21 protein-coding genes are annotated in these 20,681 nt (G+C 35.8%); 8 read left to right on the forward strand and 13 right to left on the reverse strand.

Annotated features, from left to right (window positions below; genetic code table 11):
- Nucleotides 1–36: 36 nt before the first annotated feature.
- Nucleotides 37–942 (forward strand): GGDEF domain-containing response regulator, encoded by a 906-nt coding sequence (locus AC0L5Q_RS17085; RefSeq protein WP_473611942.1) that lies wholly within the window; start codon nucleotides 37–39, stop codon nucleotides 940–942.
- Between the two features lie 25 nt (nucleotides 943–967).
- Here AC0L5Q_RS17085 and AC0L5Q_RS17090 read toward each other — a convergent pair whose 3' ends face one another.
- From AC0L5Q_RS17090 to AC0L5Q_RS17120, 7 genes are all read right to left on the reverse strand, one after another.
- Nucleotides 968–2,197, reverse strand: coding sequence for an HD-GYP domain-containing protein (locus tag AC0L5Q_RS17090; RefSeq protein WP_473611947.1), 1,230 nt, complete (start codon nucleotides 2,195–2,197; stop codon nucleotides 968–970).
- 276 nt (nucleotides 2,198–2,473) lie between these two features.
- Nucleotides 2,474–3,070, reverse strand: coding sequence for a 3-isopropylmalate dehydratase small subunit (gene leuD / locus AC0L5Q_RS17095; protein ID WP_473611951.1), 597 nt, complete (start codon nucleotides 3,068–3,070; stop codon nucleotides 2,474–2,476).
- A gap of 9 nt (nucleotides 3,071–3,079) precedes the next feature.
- Entirely contained in the window at nucleotides 3,080–4,492 is a 1,413-nt protein-coding gene (gene leuC, locus AC0L5Q_RS17100) for a 3-isopropylmalate dehydratase large subunit (protein ID WP_473611955.1), read from the reverse strand.
- 2 nt (nucleotides 4,493–4,494) lie between these two features.
- The gene (gene leuB / locus AC0L5Q_RS17105) at nucleotides 4,495–5,589 is read right to left on the reverse strand and encodes a 3-isopropylmalate dehydrogenase (RefSeq protein WP_077341540.1); all 1,095 of its coding nucleotides are present in this window, start codon (nucleotides 5,587–5,589) and stop codon (nucleotides 4,495–4,497) included.
- Nucleotides 5,590–5,685: 96 nt separating this feature from the next.
- Nucleotides 5,686–7,236 (reverse strand): 2-isopropylmalate synthase, encoded by a 1,551-nt coding sequence (gene leuA, locus AC0L5Q_RS17110; RefSeq protein WP_473611960.1) that lies wholly within the window; start codon nucleotides 7,234–7,236, stop codon nucleotides 5,686–5,688.
- A gap of 326 nt (nucleotides 7,237–7,562) precedes the next feature.
- A complete protein-coding gene (locus AC0L5Q_RS17115; RefSeq protein ID WP_473611962.1) occupies nucleotides 7,563–9,056 on the reverse strand; it encodes a capsule assembly Wzi family protein in 1,494 nt (497 codons plus the stop codon).
- Between the two features lie 143 nt (nucleotides 9,057–9,199).
- Entirely contained in the window at nucleotides 9,200–9,790 is a 591-nt protein-coding gene (locus AC0L5Q_RS17120) for a TIGR04211 family SH3 domain-containing protein (RefSeq protein WP_473611966.1), read from the reverse strand.
- Between the two features lie 290 nt (nucleotides 9,791–10,080).
- Between AC0L5Q_RS17120 and AC0L5Q_RS17125 the strand changes: the two genes are divergently transcribed.
- Genes AC0L5Q_RS17125 through AC0L5Q_RS17155 form a run of 7 tightly spaced genes read left to right on the forward strand, consistent with a single transcriptional unit; the run spans nucleotide 10,081 to nucleotide 15,980 of the window.
- The gene (locus AC0L5Q_RS17125) at nucleotides 10,081–11,583 is read left to right on the forward strand and encodes a CYTH domain-containing protein (protein WP_473611970.1); all 1,503 of its coding nucleotides are present in this window, start codon (nucleotides 10,081–10,083) and stop codon (nucleotides 11,581–11,583) included.
- A gap of 36 nt (nucleotides 11,584–11,619) precedes the next feature.
- A complete protein-coding gene (locus AC0L5Q_RS17130) occupies nucleotides 11,620–12,147 on the forward strand; it encodes a hypothetical protein (protein WP_473611973.1) in 528 nt (175 codons plus the stop codon).
- A 3-nt stretch (nucleotides 12,148–12,150) separates the two neighbouring features.
- Entirely contained in the window at nucleotides 12,151–12,342 is a 192-nt protein-coding gene (locus tag AC0L5Q_RS17135; RefSeq protein ID WP_473611977.1) for a hypothetical protein, read from the forward strand.
- 28 nt (nucleotides 12,343–12,370) lie between these two features.
- A complete protein-coding gene (gene lnt / locus AC0L5Q_RS17140) occupies nucleotides 12,371–13,954 on the forward strand; it encodes an apolipoprotein N-acyltransferase (RefSeq protein WP_473611981.1) in 1,584 nt (527 codons plus the stop codon).
- Complete coding sequence (locus AC0L5Q_RS17145) at nucleotides 13,941–14,240, forward strand: acyl carrier protein (protein ID WP_473611985.1); 300 nt, start codon at nucleotides 13,941–13,943, stop codon at nucleotides 14,238–14,240. Before lnt ends, AC0L5Q_RS17145 begins: the two co-directional genes overlap by 14 nt.
- Nucleotides 14,233–15,471, forward strand: a complete 1,239-nt coding sequence (locus AC0L5Q_RS17150) for a beta-ketoacyl-[acyl-carrier-protein] synthase family protein (RefSeq protein WP_473611988.1) — start codon at nucleotides 14,233–14,235, stop codon at nucleotides 15,469–15,471. Before AC0L5Q_RS17145 ends, AC0L5Q_RS17150 begins: the two co-directional genes overlap by 8 nt.
- Nucleotides 15,472–15,494: 23 nt before the next feature.
- Nucleotides 15,495–15,980 carry a GNAT family N-acetyltransferase gene (locus AC0L5Q_RS17155; protein ID WP_473611992.1) on the forward strand — a complete coding sequence of 162 codons (486 nt, stop codon included), beginning with the start codon at nucleotides 15,495–15,497 and terminating at the stop codon, nucleotides 15,978–15,980.
- 57 nt (nucleotides 15,981–16,037) lie between these two features.
- On the opposite strand, the gene AC0L5Q_RS17160 is transcribed toward AC0L5Q_RS17155, so the two are convergent.
- The 6 genes from AC0L5Q_RS17160 to AC0L5Q_RS17185 all read right to left on the reverse strand — a co-directional run bounded on the left by AC0L5Q_RS17160 (nucleotide 16,038) and on the right by AC0L5Q_RS17185 (nucleotide 20,589).
- Nucleotides 16,038–16,496 (reverse strand): potassium channel family protein, encoded by a 459-nt coding sequence (locus AC0L5Q_RS17160; RefSeq protein WP_473611997.1) that lies wholly within the window; start codon nucleotides 16,494–16,496, stop codon nucleotides 16,038–16,040.
- A gap of 44 nt (nucleotides 16,497–16,540) precedes the next feature.
- On the reverse strand, nucleotides 16,541–16,864 hold the full coding sequence (locus AC0L5Q_RS17165; protein WP_473612001.1) for a hypothetical protein: 324 nt from the start codon (nucleotides 16,862–16,864) through the stop codon (nucleotides 16,541–16,543).
- Between the two features lie 3 nt (nucleotides 16,865–16,867).
- Nucleotides 16,868–17,509, reverse strand: a complete 642-nt coding sequence (locus tag AC0L5Q_RS17170; protein WP_473612005.1) for a hypothetical protein — start codon at nucleotides 17,507–17,509, stop codon at nucleotides 16,868–16,870.
- Nucleotides 17,510–17,597: 88 nt separating this feature from the next.
- Nucleotides 17,598–18,287: a PspA/IM30 family protein gene (locus AC0L5Q_RS17175; protein WP_473612009.1), complete on the reverse strand. Its 690-nt coding sequence runs from the start codon at nucleotides 18,285–18,287 to the stop codon at nucleotides 17,598–17,600.
- Between the two features lie 26 nt (nucleotides 18,288–18,313).
- Nucleotides 18,314–18,727 (reverse strand): YjfI family protein, encoded by a 414-nt coding sequence (locus tag AC0L5Q_RS17180; protein WP_473612013.1) that lies wholly within the window; start codon nucleotides 18,725–18,727, stop codon nucleotides 18,314–18,316.
- Between the two features lie 152 nt (nucleotides 18,728–18,879).
- Nucleotides 18,880–20,589, reverse strand: a complete 1,710-nt coding sequence (locus tag AC0L5Q_RS17185; protein WP_473612017.1) for a polyamine aminopropyltransferase — start codon at nucleotides 20,587–20,589, stop codon at nucleotides 18,880–18,882.
- Nucleotides 20,590–20,681: the final 92 nt, after the last annotated feature.

Genomic DNA, 20,681 nt, shown 5'->3' on the forward strand with positions numbered 1-20,681 from the left:
TTTAATAACCCATATCAATGTGAATAAAGGTCAATTTTGGAACAATCAATTTTAATTGTAGATGACGACAAGTCGAATAGAAAAATTTTAAAAGACTTACTACAAGAGCAAGCTAAAATTATTTTTGCTAAAAATGGTATGCAGGCTATAGAGCTGGCTAAAAAACACTTACCAGACTTAATTTTACTGGATGTGATCATGCCTGATTTATCTGGTTTTGAGGTGATTGATGTTATTAAAAAAACACCTGAAACTATGAATATCTCGGTAATTTTTATTACCGGTTTAGCCAATAATGATGATGAAGCTAAAGGGTTTGATTTAGGTGGTTGCGACTACATTTATAAACCCTTTAAACCTAATATTGTTATTGCTCGTGTCATGATGCATTTAGAATTAATTAATCAACGTAAAATACTTCATGACATTGCCCATTTAGATGCGTTAACTGGTGTTTTTAATCGTCGTCAAATGGATGTAGTACTTAAAGATGAGGTTGTAAAAAATCAAGCTAATGAAGCAACCATGATGATAGCCTTGATTGATATCGACTTTTTTAAATTATATAACGATAACTATGGCCATGGAGCGGGCGATATAGCATTAAAGCAGGTGGCTACAGCGTTAAAAGAAGCTTGTACTTGTAGAGAGTACTTTGTAGCTCGTTATGGAGGTGAAGAGTTTGTTGTTATTTTTCCAAATTGCAATATGACGTCAGCACGAGAGCTGATCGAAAAAATGATGCAAGCTATTCATTTAAAAGCGATAAAACATGAATATTCAAATGTTGCTGAACAACTTACATTAAGTATTGGTGCTGTTTTACTTAATGGAAAAAATTCAAAACTTACGGAACTTGAAGCATTAAATAAAGCTGACGAATTATTGTACGACATTAAATCTAACGGCCGTAATAGAATTAATATCGTCCCTCTTAATTAGTTTTTTGGAGCCTGCCAATAAAGCACTAATCAATAAAAGCATTTTTGAAAAACTTCATCAGATCTAAATTAAATTCTTCAGGCTTAACACAACTTTCTATTTGGTCGTTGTATTTGGGTTTACTTAAATCTAACTCTTCCATTGTTATGACTTGATTTAAACGAGTATTGTAAAAAACACGTACAAAAGGATTAAGTGGTTTGTTTTTATTTAGCTGACTGATTAGCCCAACCTTACCACTGTTTAATTTTACTAGGGTACCTATAGGGTAAAGTCCTAAACATTGAATAAACTGCTCTACTAATGCTTTATCATAACTATTCGGCGACTCACTAATCAGAATTTTAAACGCTTTTATTGGATGCATTCCTGCTTTATAAACTCGTTCTGCTGTCATAGCGTCGTAACTGTCAACAATAGCTATCATTCGTCCATAAACAGATATTTCTTTAGCTGCGAGTTTGTATGGGTAGCCTTTGCCATCTAAACGTTCATGATGCTCTTTAACCACTGACATAACGATATCTGGAAGGTTTGGTGTGTCTTCAAGTACCTTTACACCCAGTAATACATGAGTTTTCATTATTTCGTATTCTTCGTCAGTAAATCTCCCAGGTTTATTTAATATATTATCAGGAATAAGTACCTTACCAATATCATGTAAAAATGCTCCTAAAGCTAATTCTTCCATCACTTTACGTTCTATATTCATGTGCTTGCAAAGTATAGTCATTAGTATCGAAACATTAAGCGAGTGCTCAACTAGATAGTCACCTTTAAACCTTAAACGAGACATACAAGAGAGGGCGTCTTGATTTCTAAATATTGAATCAACAATTGCGTTTGTACTTTCTTGAACTGCATCAGTATCTATAACTTTATTTAACGTAATATCGTGTAATATTTTTTCTTGTAAGAGTTTGGCGTTGTGATAAAGCTTGTTAGCTGTTTTTATTTCGGTATCGAGAGAAGTTGTCGATTCTTTAATAACTTTTTGGGGTGACGTTACTTCAGATGAGGCAATGTTATTCTTGTTTTTTTCTTCATCTTGTTTGGTTCTAGATGGATCTATTACTACGTAGTTAACATGAGATTTTTTCAGTTGCTCAATACTCGACTCTTTTAATATGTAGCCTTCAGATTTGATATTAACATCTTTATTTTTAGTAAAAATAGATAAAACATACATACCAATTTTTAATTGGCTTAAGGGGATTTTTTTTTGTTTTTCTAACACACTATCTGAGTTTGACATTTAAAATCCTAATTAAAACGTTTTAGTTATTATGAAACGAATCTTATTAATAAATAGGTCAATTCATAATAAATTAATTATTAGGTCAATTATAGTTCATGATTGATATTTTTGTGATGGAATTACTGTTGTAATTTAGTTGAGGAAAAATAGGGAATTATTATATGTATCAGGTTATTGTAAAAAGGCAACGTATCATTATAAATGAACGTTGCCTTTATTTATTTGTAGGGTATTACTCTTATTTTCTAAGCTAATTAATCATTGGAATTGTTATTAAGCCCAGCTTGGACGTTTAGACTCAAAGTCTTCAATCATGTCTATTTTGTTTAATGTCCAGCCAACACTATCAACACCTTCAGCTAAGCAATACTTGTGGAATGTATTCATCTGAAAGTTAAAAGTTAAATCGCCACATGAAACACTTTGGCTAGGAAGATCAACCGTAATATTGATGTTGTTAGCTTCTGCTGCTTCAAATAACTGCTGAATTTCATCATCAGTTAATTTAACTGGCACAATGCCTATGTTGATGCAGTTACCGTAAAAGATGTCAGCAAAACTTGGTGCGATAATTACATCAAAACCAAATTCTTGTAATGCCCATGGAGCATGCTCTCGACTTGAACCACAACCAAAGTTTTCACGTGTTAATAATATACTCGCCCCTTTATATTGCGGGTAGTTTAAAACAAACTCAGGATTTTCTTGTGTGCCGTTATTGTCTAAATAACGCCAATCATTAAATAAATGCTGACCAAAACCTATACGTTCTGTTTTTTGTAAAAATTGTTTTGGGATAATTTGGTCGGTATCTACGTTAGCCATATCTAACGGAGCAACTAAACCTGTATGTGATGTAAATTTTTCCATTATTTGCTCCTATTTAGCATTAAGGTCAACAAAGCGACCTTCAATTGCGGCAGCCGCTGCAACTTCAGGGCTAACTAAATGAGTACGACTATCACGACCTTGGCGGCCTTCAAAGTTTCGGTTTGATGTAGAAGCACAGCGATCACCAGGCTCTAAACGGTCATCATTCATACCTAAACACATTGAACAACCGGGTAAGCGCCATTCAAAACCCGCATCAATAAATATTTGTGATAAACCTTCTTCTTCTGCTTGTGCTTTTACGCGGTATGAACCCGGTACAACAATAGCATCAACAGTATCAGATACTTTTTTATTCTGTTTCGCGTAATCGCTAACGATACTGGCTGCAGCGCGTAAATCTTCAATACGTGAGTTAGTACAAGAGCCTATAAATACTTTATTAACGGTGACATCTGTTAATTTAGTACCTGCAGTTAATCCCATGTATTTTAATGCTTTAACACAAGATTCTTTTTCAACAGGGTCAGAAAAGTCGTCAGGAGATGGAACAACAGAATCAATCGATGTTACTTGTCCTGGAGTTGTCCCCCAAGTCATTTGTGACTTGATGTCTTCACCTTTTAAGGTTAATACATGATCAAATGTTGCATTATCATCTGTTTTTAATGTTTTCCAATAAGCGACAGCCTCATCCCAATCGTCTAGTTTCGGCGCGTATTCTTTATGTTGTAAGTAATCAAATGTTGTTTGATCTGGAGCTATTAAGCCAGCTTTAGCACCGAATTCAATACTCATGTTACAAATGGTCATACGCTCTTCCATGGTTAATGCTTCAATAGCTTCACCACAGTATTCAACAACATAGCCCGTTGCACCTGCTGAACCGGTTTTACCAATAATGGCTAAAATAATATCTTTAGCGCTAATACCTTTGCCTACTTTACCTGTTACTTCAATTTTCATGCTTTTAGCACGGTTTTGACGTAGTGTTTGAGTCGCTAATACATGTTCAACTTCTGAAGTACCAATACCAAAAGCTAATGCGCCAAAAGCACCATGTGTTGCTGTATGCGAATCACCACATACAATAATTTGACCTGGTTGAGTAATACCTAACTCAGGCCCCATTACATGAACAATACCTTGGTTTTTATGGCCCATACCAAAAAGTTTGATGCCGAACTCTTTACAGTTTTCTTCTAAAGTTCGTAACTGGTTAGCGCCCGCAGGACCAGCAGCATCAATATCAGCTTTACGCGTTGATATGTTGTGATCCATTGTTGCTATGGTTTGCTGAGGACGACGAACAACGCGGTTATGAAATTTTAAGTTAGCGAAAGCTTGTGGAGTAGTCACTTCATGAATTAGATGACGATCTACATATAAAAGTGGTGTTTCACCTTCTTTGCTTTCAACTAAATGTTGAAAATATAATTTTTCGTATAAAGTAGTTGCCATGATTACTGCTCCTTAATGTTAGCGCAGATGATTTCACCCATCTCCGCGGTAGTTTTTGCTGTAGCTGTACTTTCAGGTGTTAATAAATCACCGGTTAAGTAGCCGTCGTCTAATGCTTTTGATACGGCTTTTTCGATAGCTTGTGCAGCATCACCTTGGTTAAGGCTATAACGTAGCATAAGTGCAGCAGAAAGAATTTGTGCAATCGGGTTAGCAATACCTTTTCCTGCGATATCAGGAGCACTACCGCCTGCTGGTTCGTACATACCAAAACCTTCTTCGTTTAAGCTTGCCGAAGGTAAAAGCCCCATAGAGCCTGTGATCATTGCGCAAATGTCTGACAAAATATCACCAAAAAGGTTAGAACAAAGCATTACGTCAAACTGTGCCGGGTTTTTAACTAATTGCATAGCGGCGTTATCAACGTACATATGGTCTAATGCAACGTCAGGGTATTCTTTAGCAACATCTAATACCACTTCGCGCCACAATACTGAAGCTTGTAATACGTTTGATTTATCAATAGATGTTACTTTGTTATTACGTTTTTGCGCTGCTTTAAAAGCTAAGTGAGCAATACGACGTATTTCTTTACGCGAATACACCATAGTGTCGTAACCGTATTCGTCTTCACTACCGGCTTCGCCAGCACGACCTTTAGGTTCACCAAAGTAAATGCCACCGGTTAATTCACGCATAACTAGAATGTCAAAACCTGTGCCTGAAATATCAGCACGTAAAGGTGAAAGATGCGACATAGCAGAAATTAAGCTAGCAGGGCGCATATTACAGAACAAACCGAAATGGCCACGTAAACCTAATAATGAAGCGCGTTCTGGTTGTTCAGCAGAAGGTAAGTTTGCCCATTTAGGACCACCTACAGAGCCGAATAAAATAGCGTCAGCTTTTTCACACCCTTCAATAGTACTTTTGGGAAGTGCTTGACCGTCATTGTCGATAGCATAGCCACCCACATTATAATCGTTCAAGGTAAGGTCGAAATTAAATTTTTCAGCAACGGTTGCTAATACTTTCTTTGCTTCTGCCATGACTTCTGGGCCGATACCGTCACCAGCTAATATTGCTATGTTAGACATTTTTTACCTACTTTATTTTTACTTAATTTGTGAACTTACTACGGCATTGTTGTGCTTAATGTTTGAGTAAGTTCGTTTTAAATACTCTCAATATTTTTACTTGTTAGCTTTACGTTCTTCACGTAAGGCTGCTATGTGTTTTGCGCGTTGAATTGCGTTTAGTGCAGATATCAATGCTTGTCCTGACGCTTCAATAACATCAGTAGCAATGCCATAACCATGAAAGTTACGCTCTTGCCATTTTACCACTAAATTAGCTACACCTAAGCCGTCTTCACCTGCACCTTTATTGGATATTTTATAATCAGCAACTTCAATTTCTTCATCTACGGCTTTTTTAATGGCTTGATACAACGCATCAACAGGACCATTACCGGTAGCCGATTCTGTTTGGATTTTATCTCCTACACTTAATTTAACGCCAGCTGTTGCAAATTCACCACTACCTGATTGAACATTAATGTTTAGAATTTCGTAATGTTCTTGGCTGTCTTGTTGTTGAATATTAAACAATAATGCTTCTAAATCATCATCAAATACTTGGCCTTTTTTGTCTGCCAATTTTAAGAAATCTTCATACAATGCTTCAATGTCGAAATCGTCTTCGTTGTAGCCTAATGTACCCATTCTGTGTTTAATCACATGGCGACCACTTCGAGAGGTTAAGTTTAATTTGGTTTTGCTGATGCCGACACTTTCAGGAGTCATAATTTCGTAGGTGTTAGACGCTTTTAACATACCGTCTTGATGAATACCTGAAGAATGACTAAAAGCGTTACTGCCCACAATAGCCTTATTTGGCTGTATTGGCATGTTACATAAATGGCTAACTAGCTTAGAGGTACGAGCGATCTCTTGATGGTTAATATTGGTATGAACATTCATTAAATCTTGACGAGTTTTCATGATCATCGCAATTTCTTCTAATGAACAGTTACCTGCACGTTCACCAATGCCATTGATAGTACATTCAATTTGACGGGCACCAGCTTGTACCGCAGAAATTGAGTTAGCTACCGCTAAACCTAAATCGTTATGGCAGTGTACTGAAATTACAGCTTGATCAATATTAGGAACACGGTTGAATAATTGTGTGATAATTCCACCAAATTCGTTAGGTAAAGTGTAACCTACAGTATCAGGAATATTGATAGTTGAAGCGCCTGCTTTAATAGCATTTTCAACCATGCGACATAAGTTATCGATTGGTGTACGGCCAGCATCTTCACAAGAAAATTCAACATCATCGGTAAGGTTACGTGCATATTTAATCGCATGAAGCGCCATGGCTTCTACATCATCAAAACCTTTACGTAATTTTTGTTGTACGTGAACATCAGAGGTTGAGATAAATGTATGGATTCTAAACTGTTCTGCAACGCTCATTGAATCAGCACACGCTTGAATATCAGCTTCAACTGCTCGTGATAAACCACAAACAATAGAGTTCTTAACTGTACGAGCAATTTCTTGTACTGAGTGAAAATCACCCGGTGAAGATACAGGAAACCCCGCTTCAATAATATCTACACCTAAGCGCTCTAACGCTTGGGCTATTTGGATTTTTTCGTTTACTGATAAACTCGCAGTTAATGCCTGCTCGCCGTCTCTTAAGGTCGTATCAAATATTATTACTTTGTCATTCATGGTTATGTCCTTGGCGGTTATACACTTAAGTACGCGGGCAAAAAAAAACCCGCGAATTATAGCGCGGGTTTGATATTTATTCTTTATAAATTTTAAACAATAATAGACCATCCGCGTATTTTACATACGAGGAGAAGTAAGCTGTTTAATGAAAAATTTATATTTTGCATATTATATTTGGTTAAATGTCTTAAAAATAATCTGTTAACGTTTAATGCGTTTTTTAATTGGGTTATTAGTATCAAATTTATACATATATAGTCAAACAATAAATAATAAAAAAGTAGTTTAAATAGGAATATGAAATAACGATTAACTTTATTAAATTATAAATTGTATTCAATATTTAAAAATGCATTAAAGTCACTATCATCAGAAATATCATTATCAAAAGACGATTGGCTGTACTCACTCCCAAGTGTAAATCGCCAATTTCTATAGCTATGTTGTATTTTAGCTGAAAGTGTAATCATATCTTCTGCTATTGCTGTTAATGGATTACCAACGATAGGATTACTAGGTGCTTTGTCTGAATTGTCGTAGTTTAACGATAATTTTCGCAATTTCAATTCCATATGAGTATCGGTTTGTAATTCAGAGATAATACCTAATACCATTGCTTTAGCATCGTTATCGTATATATGACCTATAGTTCTTTGTTCATAGCGCATACCCGTTGCATAGGTGTGATGCTCATTGAAGCAATCACCTGTGTCAATATTGTTTGTATCCGTGCAGTCAGCGTAGGTATCACTAAACTCAAAATACATAGTTGAAGGTTTGTTGAAAGGTCGAATATGAGTATCTAAACCAATAAGAGTTACAGGCTCTGTTAAAAAGCCAAATGAAGAATGATTGTCGCCATCTTCAGCGTAGTATTGTCCGTAAAGGGAAAATGGCGTATCAAATGCGTTAAAAGTGTAACGTAAGTCATATCCTGCTTGTTGATTTCCCGGCTCTTGTGAAACCTCTCCAGAACAATCAAGTCCTCCAGCGCCACAATTATCTTTACCTATTAACACATTCCAAAAGGTTGATGCGTCTTTAGGTCGTCCTTCTCCACCCCATTGAGCGAGTCGAGTTATGCCTATTTCTAGGTTATCAAAAGGTTTGAAATTTAATCTAAATCCCCATAATAAAGTGTCTTTAATAACTCTGTCATCGTCCATCATGCCCATGAAAGAAGTTACTGTCCAAGGAATGCCATAATCAGTAAAAGGTATAATAAATGGGAGAGACTCTTTTCTGGTTAAGGAAATTGTAGGCATAGGTCTCGCATTATTTGTAAGACTTAAATTACTGTCCCAACCATTTCCCCACCAACGATCTTGCATGCCTATTGTCGCAACCCAGTTTCCGACAAAAGTTGCAATATAACTGCCGTCATATCTTATTTTTCCGTCATCTGAATGGTTGTAGCTTGTTGACAAGTTTAAAGCGAATGAGTCGGTCATCCATGAAGTGCGAATACCAATATTGTTTTTTTCACGAAAGCTATCACCAAAGCTAGTAAAACGTTTGTCTTTTAATGATGTATTTAGTTCTATAGTTTTTTGATTGTTTTTTGCTAGCTTAAATTGATGCATTACATAGTTGTAAGAGCTTTGTGCTTTTTCATCTAAAGCAGTTATTGGTGCTTTTTTGAGATCATTAACAATATTTATCCACATTAAGGGATATGTGGTTGTTGGTGTTTTGATCATGCCTAAATCTGCTAAGTGTTGAATGTTAGCTCGAAGAAATATATTTGATGTATCTACCCAAGGTTCTGCAAAGCTAGGCAGAGAGAATAAAGCTAAAAGATAAATGTATTTTTTCAATTTTTTAGTAGTCTTTAAGTTATTGAAGATGAAGAGAATGTATTTAAAAGCCTAAACTTGAAGAAGAATAGAATACAGTATTTGTGAGCTGTATTCTATCTTAGGAGGATAATATGAATAAAATAATAAATTGTTTTGAAATGTTACTTCCAGCTATTCATGCTACTTTTTTTATTTGAAGAAAGTCGAGGAAGAATCAAGCCTAAAACTAAGCCAATACATAAAACGATAGCACCATTAAAAAACCATTCTTTTTGTATGTTGGTATCTTGATCTTTTAGTTTGAGCTGTACTTCACTGAGGCTTTTGTTAAGTACTGAAATTTCGTTATTAAGTTGAGTTTTTTCACTGCTTAATCGGTCAACATTTTTGTTTGCACGTAAAAGACTCTCTGTAACTGAACCCGCATTACTTTCTAGGTCGGCTAATTTGGCATTGAGTTGAGCAATAACCACTCGAAGTCCTGCTTTCGTTGAAACGTATTGGCTTTCTAACCAAACAGTTCTCCCTTTTTCATCAATAACTTCTGAATATTCGTTACTGTTGTTACCTGTGATTTGAACTTCAGCACCTGAGGTTACTGTGCCTAAAATGCGGTAGTTTTTACCAGGCCCAGAGTGAACAAATATAGGGAGTTCGTCAGAAATATATCCTACAGTCGTATTTTCTTGCGAGTACACACTTGAAGAAAGAATAAATAATAAACAGGTAAAAAAAGTTCTTAACAATGTCATGCGGTAACCAAATGCTTAAGTAATCGAGAATGACTGAAAATATTAGGGGTTTGCATCTTTGATAGCAAGTAGAAAGGCAATTATTTTTGCTCTATTTCTGTATATTTTGTGTATACATGCTTAAACAGCTTAAATATGTGTAATTTAGTTGTTTAAGATGAGAGCATAATGTTGAAAAAGATTGCCTATAAGTACGAGCTTTTGTATTGTAGGGAGTTCATGAGTTATATGATTAATTACTTAACGTAGAAAATTAATATAGCGATTATAAATACTTAACTTGAGACATCATGGCGATAGAGATAGAGCTAAAATATTTAGTTTTTAGCGATAACACAACAGAAATCATTTCAACCTTATTATCAAAACAGAAGATTGACTATATTGAAAGCGTTACTCAATTGGGTAACTGCTATTTTGATACGCCAGATTTAAATTTAAGAAAACATGACATGGGCTTACGCATTCGTGAAAAAGACGGAATGCTAGAACAAACTATTAAAACAGCGGGTAAGCTGATAGGTGGTTTGCAGCAGAGGCCTGAGTTCAATGTACCTATTACGGTTAAGCAGCCTCAACTTGACTTATTTCCTACTGAAATTTGGAAATCAACCCAAAACCTTGAAAACATCCAAAAGCAATTAGTTTCATTATTTTCTACAGACTTTGAACGACACATATGGCTGATTAATACAGCAAAAGGTGGCGTAGTAGAGGTTGTTTTTGATCAGGGGGAAGTAACAAGTAACGGATTAGTTGATCCTATTTGTGAAATTGAATTAGAGCTGGTTCGAGGTGAGCTATCTGAATTGTTTGACTTAGCTGAATTATTTTTAACTGAACTCGAACTGAGGCCCGGTCTAAACAGTAAAGCCGCGAGAGGTTATGGATTGTGGAACGAAGCCAAAACCACGCTAGTATGCTCTCCGCTGGCTTTGTTACCGTTAAATCAAAATGAAAATATTAGCGAAGCTTTTCTGACTGGTTTAACTTCTGCCCTTAATCATTTACAAAAATCAGTAGAGCATTATATAGATGAGCCGGCTTTATCTGATTTAGCGGTAATTAAAGACACGTTAGCCTTGATGGAACATGGTTTTATCTTTTTTGAAGAACATTTATTAGAAGAGCTAGCTGAAATTAAAAATGAAATAGCTTATTTTGTTGGTGTTTTTTCATGGGTTGAACATCTTATTTACTTAAAAGAAATAGTTAATAAAACAGGTAACTACCGGAAAAAGCTTGATTACAGTACTGAACTTATTACTGAGTTGAAGTTAGAAAAAAGAAGGTTCCCTAATATAGATGAAGTAAAACAAGTTTTTCATTCTCAGCGATTTAATCAATTACAACTTACTATTCTTAAACTTTTGATGCCAAATCAGAAGCTATTTTCTAGCAGCGCAGCCAATATAAATATACTAACTTTTGCGACTAATCAGTTATCAAAAAGTTTAGATGATTTAGTTAAGGCAATGCCTGAGGCTAAGTCTTTAACGAGCGAGCAGTATTTAGAGCAAAGTCCGTTACTCAATATTAGTTTGCATACAGGAATTTGGTTTGCTGGATTATTTAACGAAGAAGAGCGAAGTAAATACAGAGCGCCTTGGTTAGATATTCGAGAAGGTATTACAGAGTTACAAGTGTTATGGCTTATTCAACAACAACTTCAACGTTTACCTGAGCAACCGGCCAAATTAATGAATTGGCAAAAAAGTAAGGTAGACAATTTATTACACGCTTTAGATCATTCTAAACATAGCGCAATGTCTCTTGTACCTTATTGGTTGTAATTATTTGTACCGTTATAAAAAACGTAAGCTAAATCAATGAACAAGCCGTTATTATCTTTTTTTCGGGCATTTATGGTTTGGGTACTATTACTACAGCTGTTTGTTTGGTGGATTGATGAGAGTACTAGGCTTGCGTTTTTTATTCAAAGCTATCTTGCTGAAGCGGCAGGTTATTTAGGGAGCTTTTTTTTAGATAATATAAGTGTTACGGATAACAAACTTATTCATGCTAATACGCAAAGGTTTGTGATAGTTGACCATCAATGTACGGCATTATCGTTAATTGCTACGTTATGGGCTGCCATTTTTGCCTTGCAGTATAGGTGGCGTTTAAAAATATTAATGGCGATTAGTGCATGTTTTTTGATCCAAATTGAAAATATTATTAGAATTGTTCACTTATTTAATGAAATTAAGCACCCAATAAATCAATTTGAACTTTACCATTTATACATATGGCAGTTAGTTAATTTTACTTCTGCATTAGCACTTTTCTTTTTAATGAATTTGCTGGCAGAAAAGTATGAAACTCGAAGCTCAACAGAGCAGATAAAGCAAAGGTAGAAAATGTTTAATAAAGTTGTTGTTATATTTTTTATGATGTTCGTTTTGTTTGTCTCTCACCCTGTTTTGGCCGTGGGTGGAGGCGGAGGAACAGGGGGAGGAGGAAGTAGCGCAAGTGTACCTTACATGCATCCATTGTTTCATGTAGTACTTGTTGCGGTAATTGCTTTAGTTTATAAATTTAAAAATAAATAATCTGTTTATTGGATTATTATTTCTTCAAATGAAAAATCAAAAACAAGCTTTTGATTTACTTCTAGTATTCTTAACTGTAGGGCTATTTTATTTAGCTTTTCCTAGTGGTGGGTATGGTTTTTTAGCTTGGATTGCTATAGTTCCCACACTTTTTGCTTTGTATGGCGCTAAACCTAATTATGCTTTTACTTTAGCTTTATTAGCGGCCACCTTTGGTTGGTTTTGTAGTATTTGGTGGGTGATTCCTGGTATTGCAGATATTACCTATAGCCATGCTAATTTAATTATTCCTTTTGTTTTTCTGTTCTGTGTTGCTTGCGCTTTGCCTTATGCTATTGGCGCATGGTTTTATGTCGCTTTAAAGTGGAATGAGAGTGTTTTCGGTGCACTTAAAGCAGCATGTTTGTTTACAGTGCTTGTTAATTATATTCCTCATATTCTGCCCGGTAATATTGTTCATTCATTATATTTGTCGCCTATGCAAATACAGCTTGCTGATATTGGTGGTGTTGGGCTTGTTTTTTTTATTATTCACGCTGTTAGTTTTTTACTTGCAGGGTGTTTGATTGAACGAAAACGTAATAAGCAAAAAAGCTTACAGTACCTAGGCGTGGCATTGCTGTTTTTTATGGGGAACTTGTTATACGGATTTGTTCAGTCGGCATTGATTGAACAAGAGGTTAAAAGGCATCATAGCAATCAATTAATTATAGCAATGGTGCAACCTAATATAGATGTAAAACTGAGAACACGAGATGACTGGTTAACCGTAGCTAAGCCATTGCAAACGCTTATTCATCAAACATTGTCAGAACAACACTCTGATAACCTATTATCAAATAAACCCGATTTAATCATTTTTCCTGAAGTGCCAGTGCCATTGTCTTTTGAGTTTTTTGATTATGATAAAAAATTATTTAATGAAGCTATAGGTAACACACCTTTATTATTAACAGCGATCGAACCTATAAATAAAACCTTAAATGAGAATAATGGCTACTTTAATACCATTGAATTAATACAAGATAATCAAGTAACGTCACGCTACCAAAAACAGAAGTTATTGCCTATAGGGGAGTATCTACCCTTTGAAAAACAACTGCCATGGTTACGTAAAATGTTACCTTATGCGCCTAATTACAAGTCAGGCGAACACTCCCAAACATTACCTTTGTTGATAAATAATAATACGATTAATATTATCCCTTTAATTTGTTATGAAGCCATTTTTACAGATTTGGTTGGTAAAAGTATCAATACTCTTAATAGTTTAATGATTAATACCGTTAACGATGCTTGGTTCGCTAATACCGCCGGTGTTAATGTACATTTAGCCTTGTCATTATTTCGTACCATTGAATATAGAACACCGTTAGTAAGAGCGACTAATACAGGGATCAGCAGTATTATAAATGCGCAAGGACAGATCGTAGAAGGTTCTCTTATTGAGTCGAATAAACAAGCTATTTCAATCACTCAGGTTTACATAAAAGATATAGAGTCGTTTTATCAAAAATATCCTAATACGAGTAAAGTTATTTTTATACTCATCACCTTATTATCATTAATTGTCGACTGGAAAAAGGTTAAATTAAGCAATGAACACAAGTAACGTTAGCTCACTTACTAAAGCTAAAATCATCGATATTGTTTCTGAATATACTACTGAAGATTTGAAGCAGGTTTCCCATAGTGATTCGTTAGATAGTATTGGAATTGATTCGCTCTCGTTGGTTGAAATTATTTTTGATCTGGAGGAAGCTTTTGATATTAACATTCCTAGTGAGAATGAATTAGAACAGCAAGGTTTTAATTTATCTAGCCTTGATGATGTGGTTATTTTGGTTGAAAGCCTTGTTCAACAGAATATTCAAAATAAAGTCGATAATAATGAGTAAACGCATTGTTGTTACAGGTATGGGCGCTATTTCAGCCGCGGGTAATAATGTTAGTCGCTTTAGCGAATACCTTTTTGAAAACAACAATAACCTGATAAATACAATTGCACCTATTAGCTTATTTACGCCTGAGCCTCATCATGTATCAATGGCGGCAGAAGTTAAACATTATGATCCAGCCAAGAACTTTTCAAAAGCAGAGTTAAAACATTTTGATCGTTTTACTCAATTTGCTTTACTGGCCACTGATGAAGCAATAACACAATCGAAACTCGCTTTTAATGATAGCCCGTTAGCTCAACGTACTTGTGTTGTACACGGTACCAGTATTGGCGGACAAGAAACTATTGAACAGTCGTATTCATTGTTGTTTGAATCAGACAAAAAGCGTGCTCATCCTTTTACTGTACCTAAATTATTACCGAGTTCAGCCACTAGCCATATTTCAATGAAGTATGGGATTAAAGGCCCCGCGTTTACTACTTCATCGGCTTGCTCATCTTCAGGACATGCGTTGATCATGTCTGTACTAATGCTACGCAGTAATATGGTAGATGTTGCAATAACAGGTGGAGCTGAAGCTTGTATCACTTCAGGTAATTTTCATGCTTGGGACGGATTACGCGTGTTATCTCACGACACATGTCGTCCTTTTTCAGCGAATCGAAGTGGTTTAGTTATAGGGGAGGGCGCAGCGACCTTAGTATTAGAAACGTTAGACCATGCAATAGCACGTGGTGCCGATATCTATGGTGAAATTGTTGGTGTAGGTATGAGCTCTGACGCGCACAATATGATACAGCCATTGGCTGAAGGCGCTGAAATGGCGATGAATTCAGCCCTTCAAGATGCCAACATTCAGCCGTCAGATATTGCTTATATAAATGCTCATGGCTCAGGTACTAAGCAAAATGACAAAACAGAAACCTATGCGATCCATCAAGTATTTAAAGCGCATGCACTTCAGTTAAAAGTGTCTTCAACTAAAGCGATTCACGGTCACGTGTTAGGTGCTGGCGCAGCATTAGAAAGTATTGCCAGTATTTTAGCGATAGAAAAACAGCAATGTCCACCAACTCAAAATTTTGAAGAAAATGATGATGAATGTAATTTAGACTATGTTCCTAACCGAGCTAAGCCTCATACCATTAATTACGCAATGAGTAACTCTTTTGCTTTTGGTGGACTAAATACTTGTATCATTTTTAAAAAGTATATACCTAATATTTAATACTATTCAACAAGGAGAATAACGTGAGCTCTTTATCAATACGAACAGCTGTAAAGGGTGATGCAGCAACAATTTTATATTTCATTCGTGAATTAGCTATATATGAAAAAGCTGAACATGAAGTACTAGCCACAGAGCAAACGATAGCAGAGTCTATATTTACTGAAGGTAGCCATGTAAATGCCTTAATTTGTGAGCTTGAAGGTAAAGCCATAGGCATTGCTATTTATTTTTATAACTACTCAACGTGGTTAGCAAAACCGGGTTTATATCTTGAAGATTTATATGTATCTCAAGAGTATAGAGGTAAAGGCGCTGGCAAGTTACTGTTGCAGAAAATGGCACAAATAGCCTTAGAAAAAGGTTGTGGCCGTTTTGAGTGGAGTTGTTTAGATTGGAATAAACCTTCGCGTGATTTTTACGAGTCTATTGGTGCTGTTTCACAAGATGAATGGGTAGGTTATCGAATGTCGGGCAAAATGTTAGTCGACTTTGCTGCGGGGAAATAACTTTCCTGTATTCTTTGATTATTTCCCTGCATTCCTCATGATTTGATGAAATGAAGCCTAAGGTTTATTCATTTCATCAATTTTCTTTTCAAGCTCTAATAATTTAGCGTAAATATCCGCATTTTGTTTACGTAGTTCTCTGTTTTTAATATTGGTATCTGCAAATCCAAAAATGCGATTAGCGAAAATAGCACCTAACGTACCTAATGTACCTACACCAAGTAAAAACATTGTATATACAGCGATACGCCCCATGGTGGTAATAGGATAAACATCTCCAAAACCTATGGTTGAGGCCGACATAACCATTAGCCATATAGCATCACCATAAGTTTTTACAGGGGAGTTAGCGTTTTCTATTTCAAAAATATAGGTGATATGACCGAGAGATAGGGTGAGACACGCCATGACTAAAAATAGAAAACAGGTTAACACTAAAAAATTGTAATTTTTAACACCAAAATCATCTACTTTATACAAGTGTGTTTTTTCCATAACGGATTCAAATATTAACACCGTTCATCTCCTTATTCTTATTTTAACAAAGCTTTAAATGGCTATTATTTTTCATCATTAACGTGTTGTATCAAATCGTCCATCAATTTCTTTTTAATGTCTAATTGTTGATCTGGTGATAAGTTGTATTTTTCAGCAAGAAGTTCGTAATCAGCGGGCGCTAAACTTACCGTTAAACGAGGGCGTTTAGGACGTTTACTTGTAGGTAAACCTAGAATGTCACGTATTTGATCAGAAGGGCTTAAACCTGCTTCTAAGGCTTCTTTTCTAATAGCTAGTTGAATTTTTTCATCCATGTCAAAAGCCACTTGAACGGCTTTAACTACTTTAACAGATGATTCCCATTTTTCGAGTATTTTACGCGCCACGTGTTAACTTCCTGGATACATGTCAATAATATCGGTTGTTGGTCTAAACAAAGTTAAAAACACTTCAGTATCGCCGTCTTGCCATACTTCGATATCAATACCTCTGGTATCTTCTTTATCGAATAATGCGTATAGCTCAAATTGCTCGCCAGCGTCTTTCCCTTCATACGATGAAAGAGATTCTACTCGATTATCCTTTCGGTGAAAATAGCCAACTTGTGAATAGGTTTGTTGTTGATATTGATCGCTACTCCACTGAGATGTGCTATCTGAATCAGCTTGTCTTTCCAAAAAGGCATTACCCGGTTCGTCAAAGATTGTGGCAAAATCATCTAAATTGAAAAGTGTTTCAACGTCATTACGTTCTATTTTTAAAGAGAATTTAAGGTAGGTTTCATCATCAATATCTAGGGTAAGATAAATTTGAGTGTTGTTAGTGCCTTTTAGTACCCATTCCGTTTCGGTTTTGCTTTCGTATTCGTAACAGTTAATAGCTGATACTTGAAACTCTTGACCACGTAACGTTTCAGGTAACCCAAAGCTATCGCTAAGTACAATAATATCGTTTTTTTTGAGTTGATTAGCGTGTGTTAATTTACGTTCTACTTCTGCTTCTTTTTTAAAAATGTTTTTTAAAAAGCTCATATTTATCACCATAAAAATCGCTTGTTATTTGCATAACAAGCGATTGAGTCAGTATCTTTTTAGTCTATTGCTATAAAGCGACTAAAGTCTATTTTTGTTTCGCTTTTAAACGATCAAGAACTGAACTTGCGCTTGCGTCAGTTGCACCAATGCCTGCTTCTTTTAACTTAGCTTCAAGCGAGTTATCAGAATTTTCAGACTCTAATACTTCCGCAGCTTTCATTTGGTCATCAAATTTTTGCTGTTTAGCTTTAATGCGCTCTAAAGAATCTTTAGCACTTAATAACTTAGAGTTACTTGAAGAGAAGTTATCAGTAATAGCTGATGTTGCTTTTTGCACACTTTCAGTAGTTTTTACCATAGAAAGTTGACGCTTGTATTCAGCTACTTGACGCTCACTTTTCTTCACTAAGTCTTTTAAGCGATTCGCGCTACCTTCAAAACTATCTAAAGATTGCTGTTGAGTAGCTAATTCGCTTTCTAAAGCAGCAATTTTTTCTGCAACTGCTAAGGCTAATGTTTCGTCGCCTTTCTCTAATGCTTGAACTGCGTAGCCTTCGTGCTCAGTAATTTCACGTTTAACGCGGTCTACTTCACGGCTTGAAGCCATTTGCTGTGCCATAACACCGGTAAGGTCACGTTTAGCTTTAGTTAAATGGTTTTCAGCATCGCGAATTTCTTGTTCGAAAATACGAGTAGCATTTGCATCTACAATCGATTCACCTACTTCAGATGCACCACCACGGATAGCCGTCATTATCTTTTTGAAAATACTCATTTTATTACTCCTAATAAGGTGGTCGTTTAAATTAAAAAATCACTCATGTCGTCGATAATTTCAACGGCATTATTACTTAATACAGCAAGCTCGTGCTCAATATCGCTGTATGTTGAATTAATAGATAAAGCACCAAAAATTACATATTTGTCGCCTATTTTTGAAAATGATGACAAAGGCATAGGTATGTTCATTTCTAGCATACTTTCGTGCATTTCATGCAGCTTGTCAGACTTAACTTCCTCTGCACCCCAAAGGTAAGTAATGCAAAGAATTTGATCGTCAGACACCGATAAAAATATAGGTAACTCTTCACGGTCAATGACTGAAATTTGTAAAACATCAACTTCACCTGAAATGGGTTGGCAATCAAAAACCATTCCTGTTTCTGAACTATCTGCCATTGTATTTAGGTGGTTTGCTATCGTATGAATATTCATGTTGTTCCTCTTCATGTTAATTCTTCGCATTATCAATTATTAAAGTGATAATAAACGATTTTGCTAATCGACATATTATGTCAACGGGGTTAATTTAACACTTAGACATAATATGTCAAGCATGTTTTTTACTATTTTTTAAATTTATCTATTTATTGTAAGTAGGAGTTATTAAGTCCTTGCTGATCTTGCCATGCATTTTGATGTAACTGATAAATGGCATGACTACCTAAATAGTTAACGGGTATGCTTTCCTTGTTTTTATAGAAATTATGAGGAAATTCAAACGCGTTTTTAATCATAGGTAACGTTAGCCAAAAATGCTCAACGGGTAAAGCCTCTAATGCATTTAAACGTTGTAATGGGCTTGCTCCCATTTTACTGGCAATTGTCCAACCCCATTCACCAAAGCTAGGTACATTATCGTGATATTGCTGCACGGACGAAAAGTTTGCTGCTTCTAAGGTTTTTTGAACCGATATAAACGATTTTTTAGCATGATAAGGGCTGGTTGATTGCACCCCTATTAAACCATCTCCCGCAAGTAGTTGTTTTAGGCGAGCGTAAAAGTTAACTGAGTACAATTTGTTTAAGTCAGGATGGCTAGGGTCTGGTAAATCAACAATAATAGCGTCGTATGACTTACCTTGTGCTAATAAATCATCTATGGCAATAAAGGCGTCGCTCTTAAATACTTGTACATTTTTATGCTGCAAACTTTTTTGGTTTAGTGCACTAATTTGTGCAGCTAAAGAGACGGGAAGTTTCTTTTCGGGAGTGGTGAATATATCGATAAGCTCGTCGTCTAAGTCAATAAGCGTAACGTGTTTAGGTGACCATTGCAGTACATCACGAAGCGCAAGGCCGTCTCCGCCACCAATAATTAAAATGTTATCTTGTCGGGCTGAGCCTGCCAATACAGGCGCAACTAAATAACTGTGATAAATAAACTCGTCTGAAGATGAAAACTGTAATCGTCCGTTGAGGTAAAAACCAATGACACTGCCTTGTTCTACGCCCATATATCGTTGAGTAAAAGTAAGTTGCTGAAATTTGGTTTTGTCTGAATACACCACTTTGTCGAGATAGAGCAGGTTATTCATTTGGTTTAACCAAGTATTACCTTGTTGATATACAACCCCTACAACAACAAATAACATAAGGTGAAAGGTAATAAGGGTTTTTTTCCACGTGAGTTTTTTCCAATAGTAAAGGATAAAAATACTACCCACGAATAAGTTCAACGCGGCAGTTAATGCACTGGCTTTACTAATATCAATTGTTAATAAAAATAGCACCCATACAGCAGCACCTATTCCTGCGCCAATGTAGTCGGCGCCATATATAGTGCCTATGTTATTTTTTAAATGTTTCTCGTGTATTTCTTCACGAATTCGAGCAATTAATGGAATCTCCATTCCTATAAAAAAGCCCAGTAATAAGCCAAAAAAATATGGGCTATTAAAAGCAATAAAACTCAGTTGTTTAAAAAGGCCACCACGGGGCATCGCATCGGGTGGTAAAGAAAACATATCTGAAATAAGCAACGGGAAGGTTTGGGTTATGGCAATAAAACCACCAATAATTAAAATAGATAAACTACCCAATATCGCAATAATAAGTTCTAACCATACAAATCCATTAAAAGCACAGGTGATTTTACGTGCTGCAAAAGCACCTAGCCCCATCGCGACAATCATTAAGCCGATCATGGCATAAATGGTACTTTCCATAGCACCTAATACACGCCCTGCATAATGAGAAAGTAAATACTCATATATAAGTCCGCAGCCAGCTAAAATCGCCATAGCTAATATAAGAAACGTGTCGTGCCAGAGTAAGGAGGTTTTATTGGTATTCATGAAGGCTTAATAGGTAAATGTAAGTTAAAAAAGTAAGCCGTATAGAAATTATACGGCTTTATTTGAAAGGAGAGAGCGTTAAACACAAACGT

It is taken from the genome of Pseudocolwellia sp. G5-9, from assembly GCF_055808995.1.

What these genes read in the sequence shown, in the direction of transcription:
- leuA (WP_473611960.1), bottom strand. Translation starts at nt 7,236, where the DNA reads ATGAATGACAAAGTAATAATATTTGATACGACCTTAAGAGACGGCGAG.
- AC0L5Q_RS17090 (WP_473611947.1), bottom strand. Translation starts at nt 2,197, where the DNA reads ATGTCAAACTCAGATAGTGTGTTAGAAAAACAAAAAAAAATCCCCTTA.
- lnt (WP_473611981.1), top strand. Translation starts at nt 12,371, where the DNA reads ATGAAAAATCAAAAACAAGCTTTTGATTTACTTCTAGTATTCTTAACT.
- AC0L5Q_RS17135 (WP_473611977.1), top strand. Translation starts at nt 12,151, where the DNA reads ATGTTTAATAAAGTTGTTGTTATATTTTTTATGATGTTCGTTTTGTTT.
- AC0L5Q_RS17180 (WP_473612013.1), bottom strand. Translation starts at nt 18,727, where the DNA reads ATGAATATTCATACGATAGCAAACCACCTAAATACAATGGCAGATAGT.
- AC0L5Q_RS17145 (WP_473611985.1), top strand. Translation starts at nt 13,941, where the DNA reads ATGAACACAAGTAACGTTAGCTCACTTACTAAAGCTAAAATCATCGAT.
- AC0L5Q_RS17130 (WP_473611973.1), top strand. Translation starts at nt 11,620, where the DNA reads ATGAACAAGCCGTTATTATCTTTTTTTCGGGCATTTATGGTTTGGGTA.
- AC0L5Q_RS17175 (WP_473612009.1), bottom strand. Translation starts at nt 18,287, where the DNA reads ATGAGTATTTTCAAAAAGATAATGACGGCTATCCGTGGTGGTGCATCT.
- AC0L5Q_RS17120 (WP_473611966.1), bottom strand. Translation starts at nt 9,790, where the DNA reads ATGACATTGTTAAGAACTTTTTTTACCTGTTTATTATTTATTCTTTCT.
- AC0L5Q_RS17185 (WP_473612017.1), bottom strand. Translation starts at nt 20,589, where the DNA reads ATGAATACCAATAAAACCTCCTTACTCTGGCACGACACGTTTCTTATA.
- leuC (WP_473611955.1), bottom strand. Translation starts at nt 4,492, where the DNA reads ATGGCAACTACTTTATACGAAAAATTATATTTTCAACATTTAGTTGAA.
- leuD (WP_473611951.1), bottom strand. Translation starts at nt 3,070, where the DNA reads ATGGAAAAATTTACATCACATACAGGTTTAGTTGCTCCGTTAGATATG.
- AC0L5Q_RS17125 (WP_473611970.1), top strand. Translation starts at nt 10,081, where the DNA reads ATGGCGATAGAGATAGAGCTAAAATATTTAGTTTTTAGCGATAACACA.
- leuB (WP_077341540.1), bottom strand. Translation starts at nt 5,589, where the DNA reads ATGTCTAACATAGCAATATTAGCTGGTGACGGTATCGGCCCAGAAGTC.
- AC0L5Q_RS17150 (WP_473611988.1), top strand. Translation starts at nt 14,233, where the DNA reads ATGAGTAAACGCATTGTTGTTACAGGTATGGGCGCTATTTCAGCCGCG.
- AC0L5Q_RS17170 (WP_473612005.1), bottom strand. Translation starts at nt 17,509, where the DNA reads ATGAGCTTTTTAAAAAACATTTTTAAAAAAGAAGCAGAAGTAGAACGT.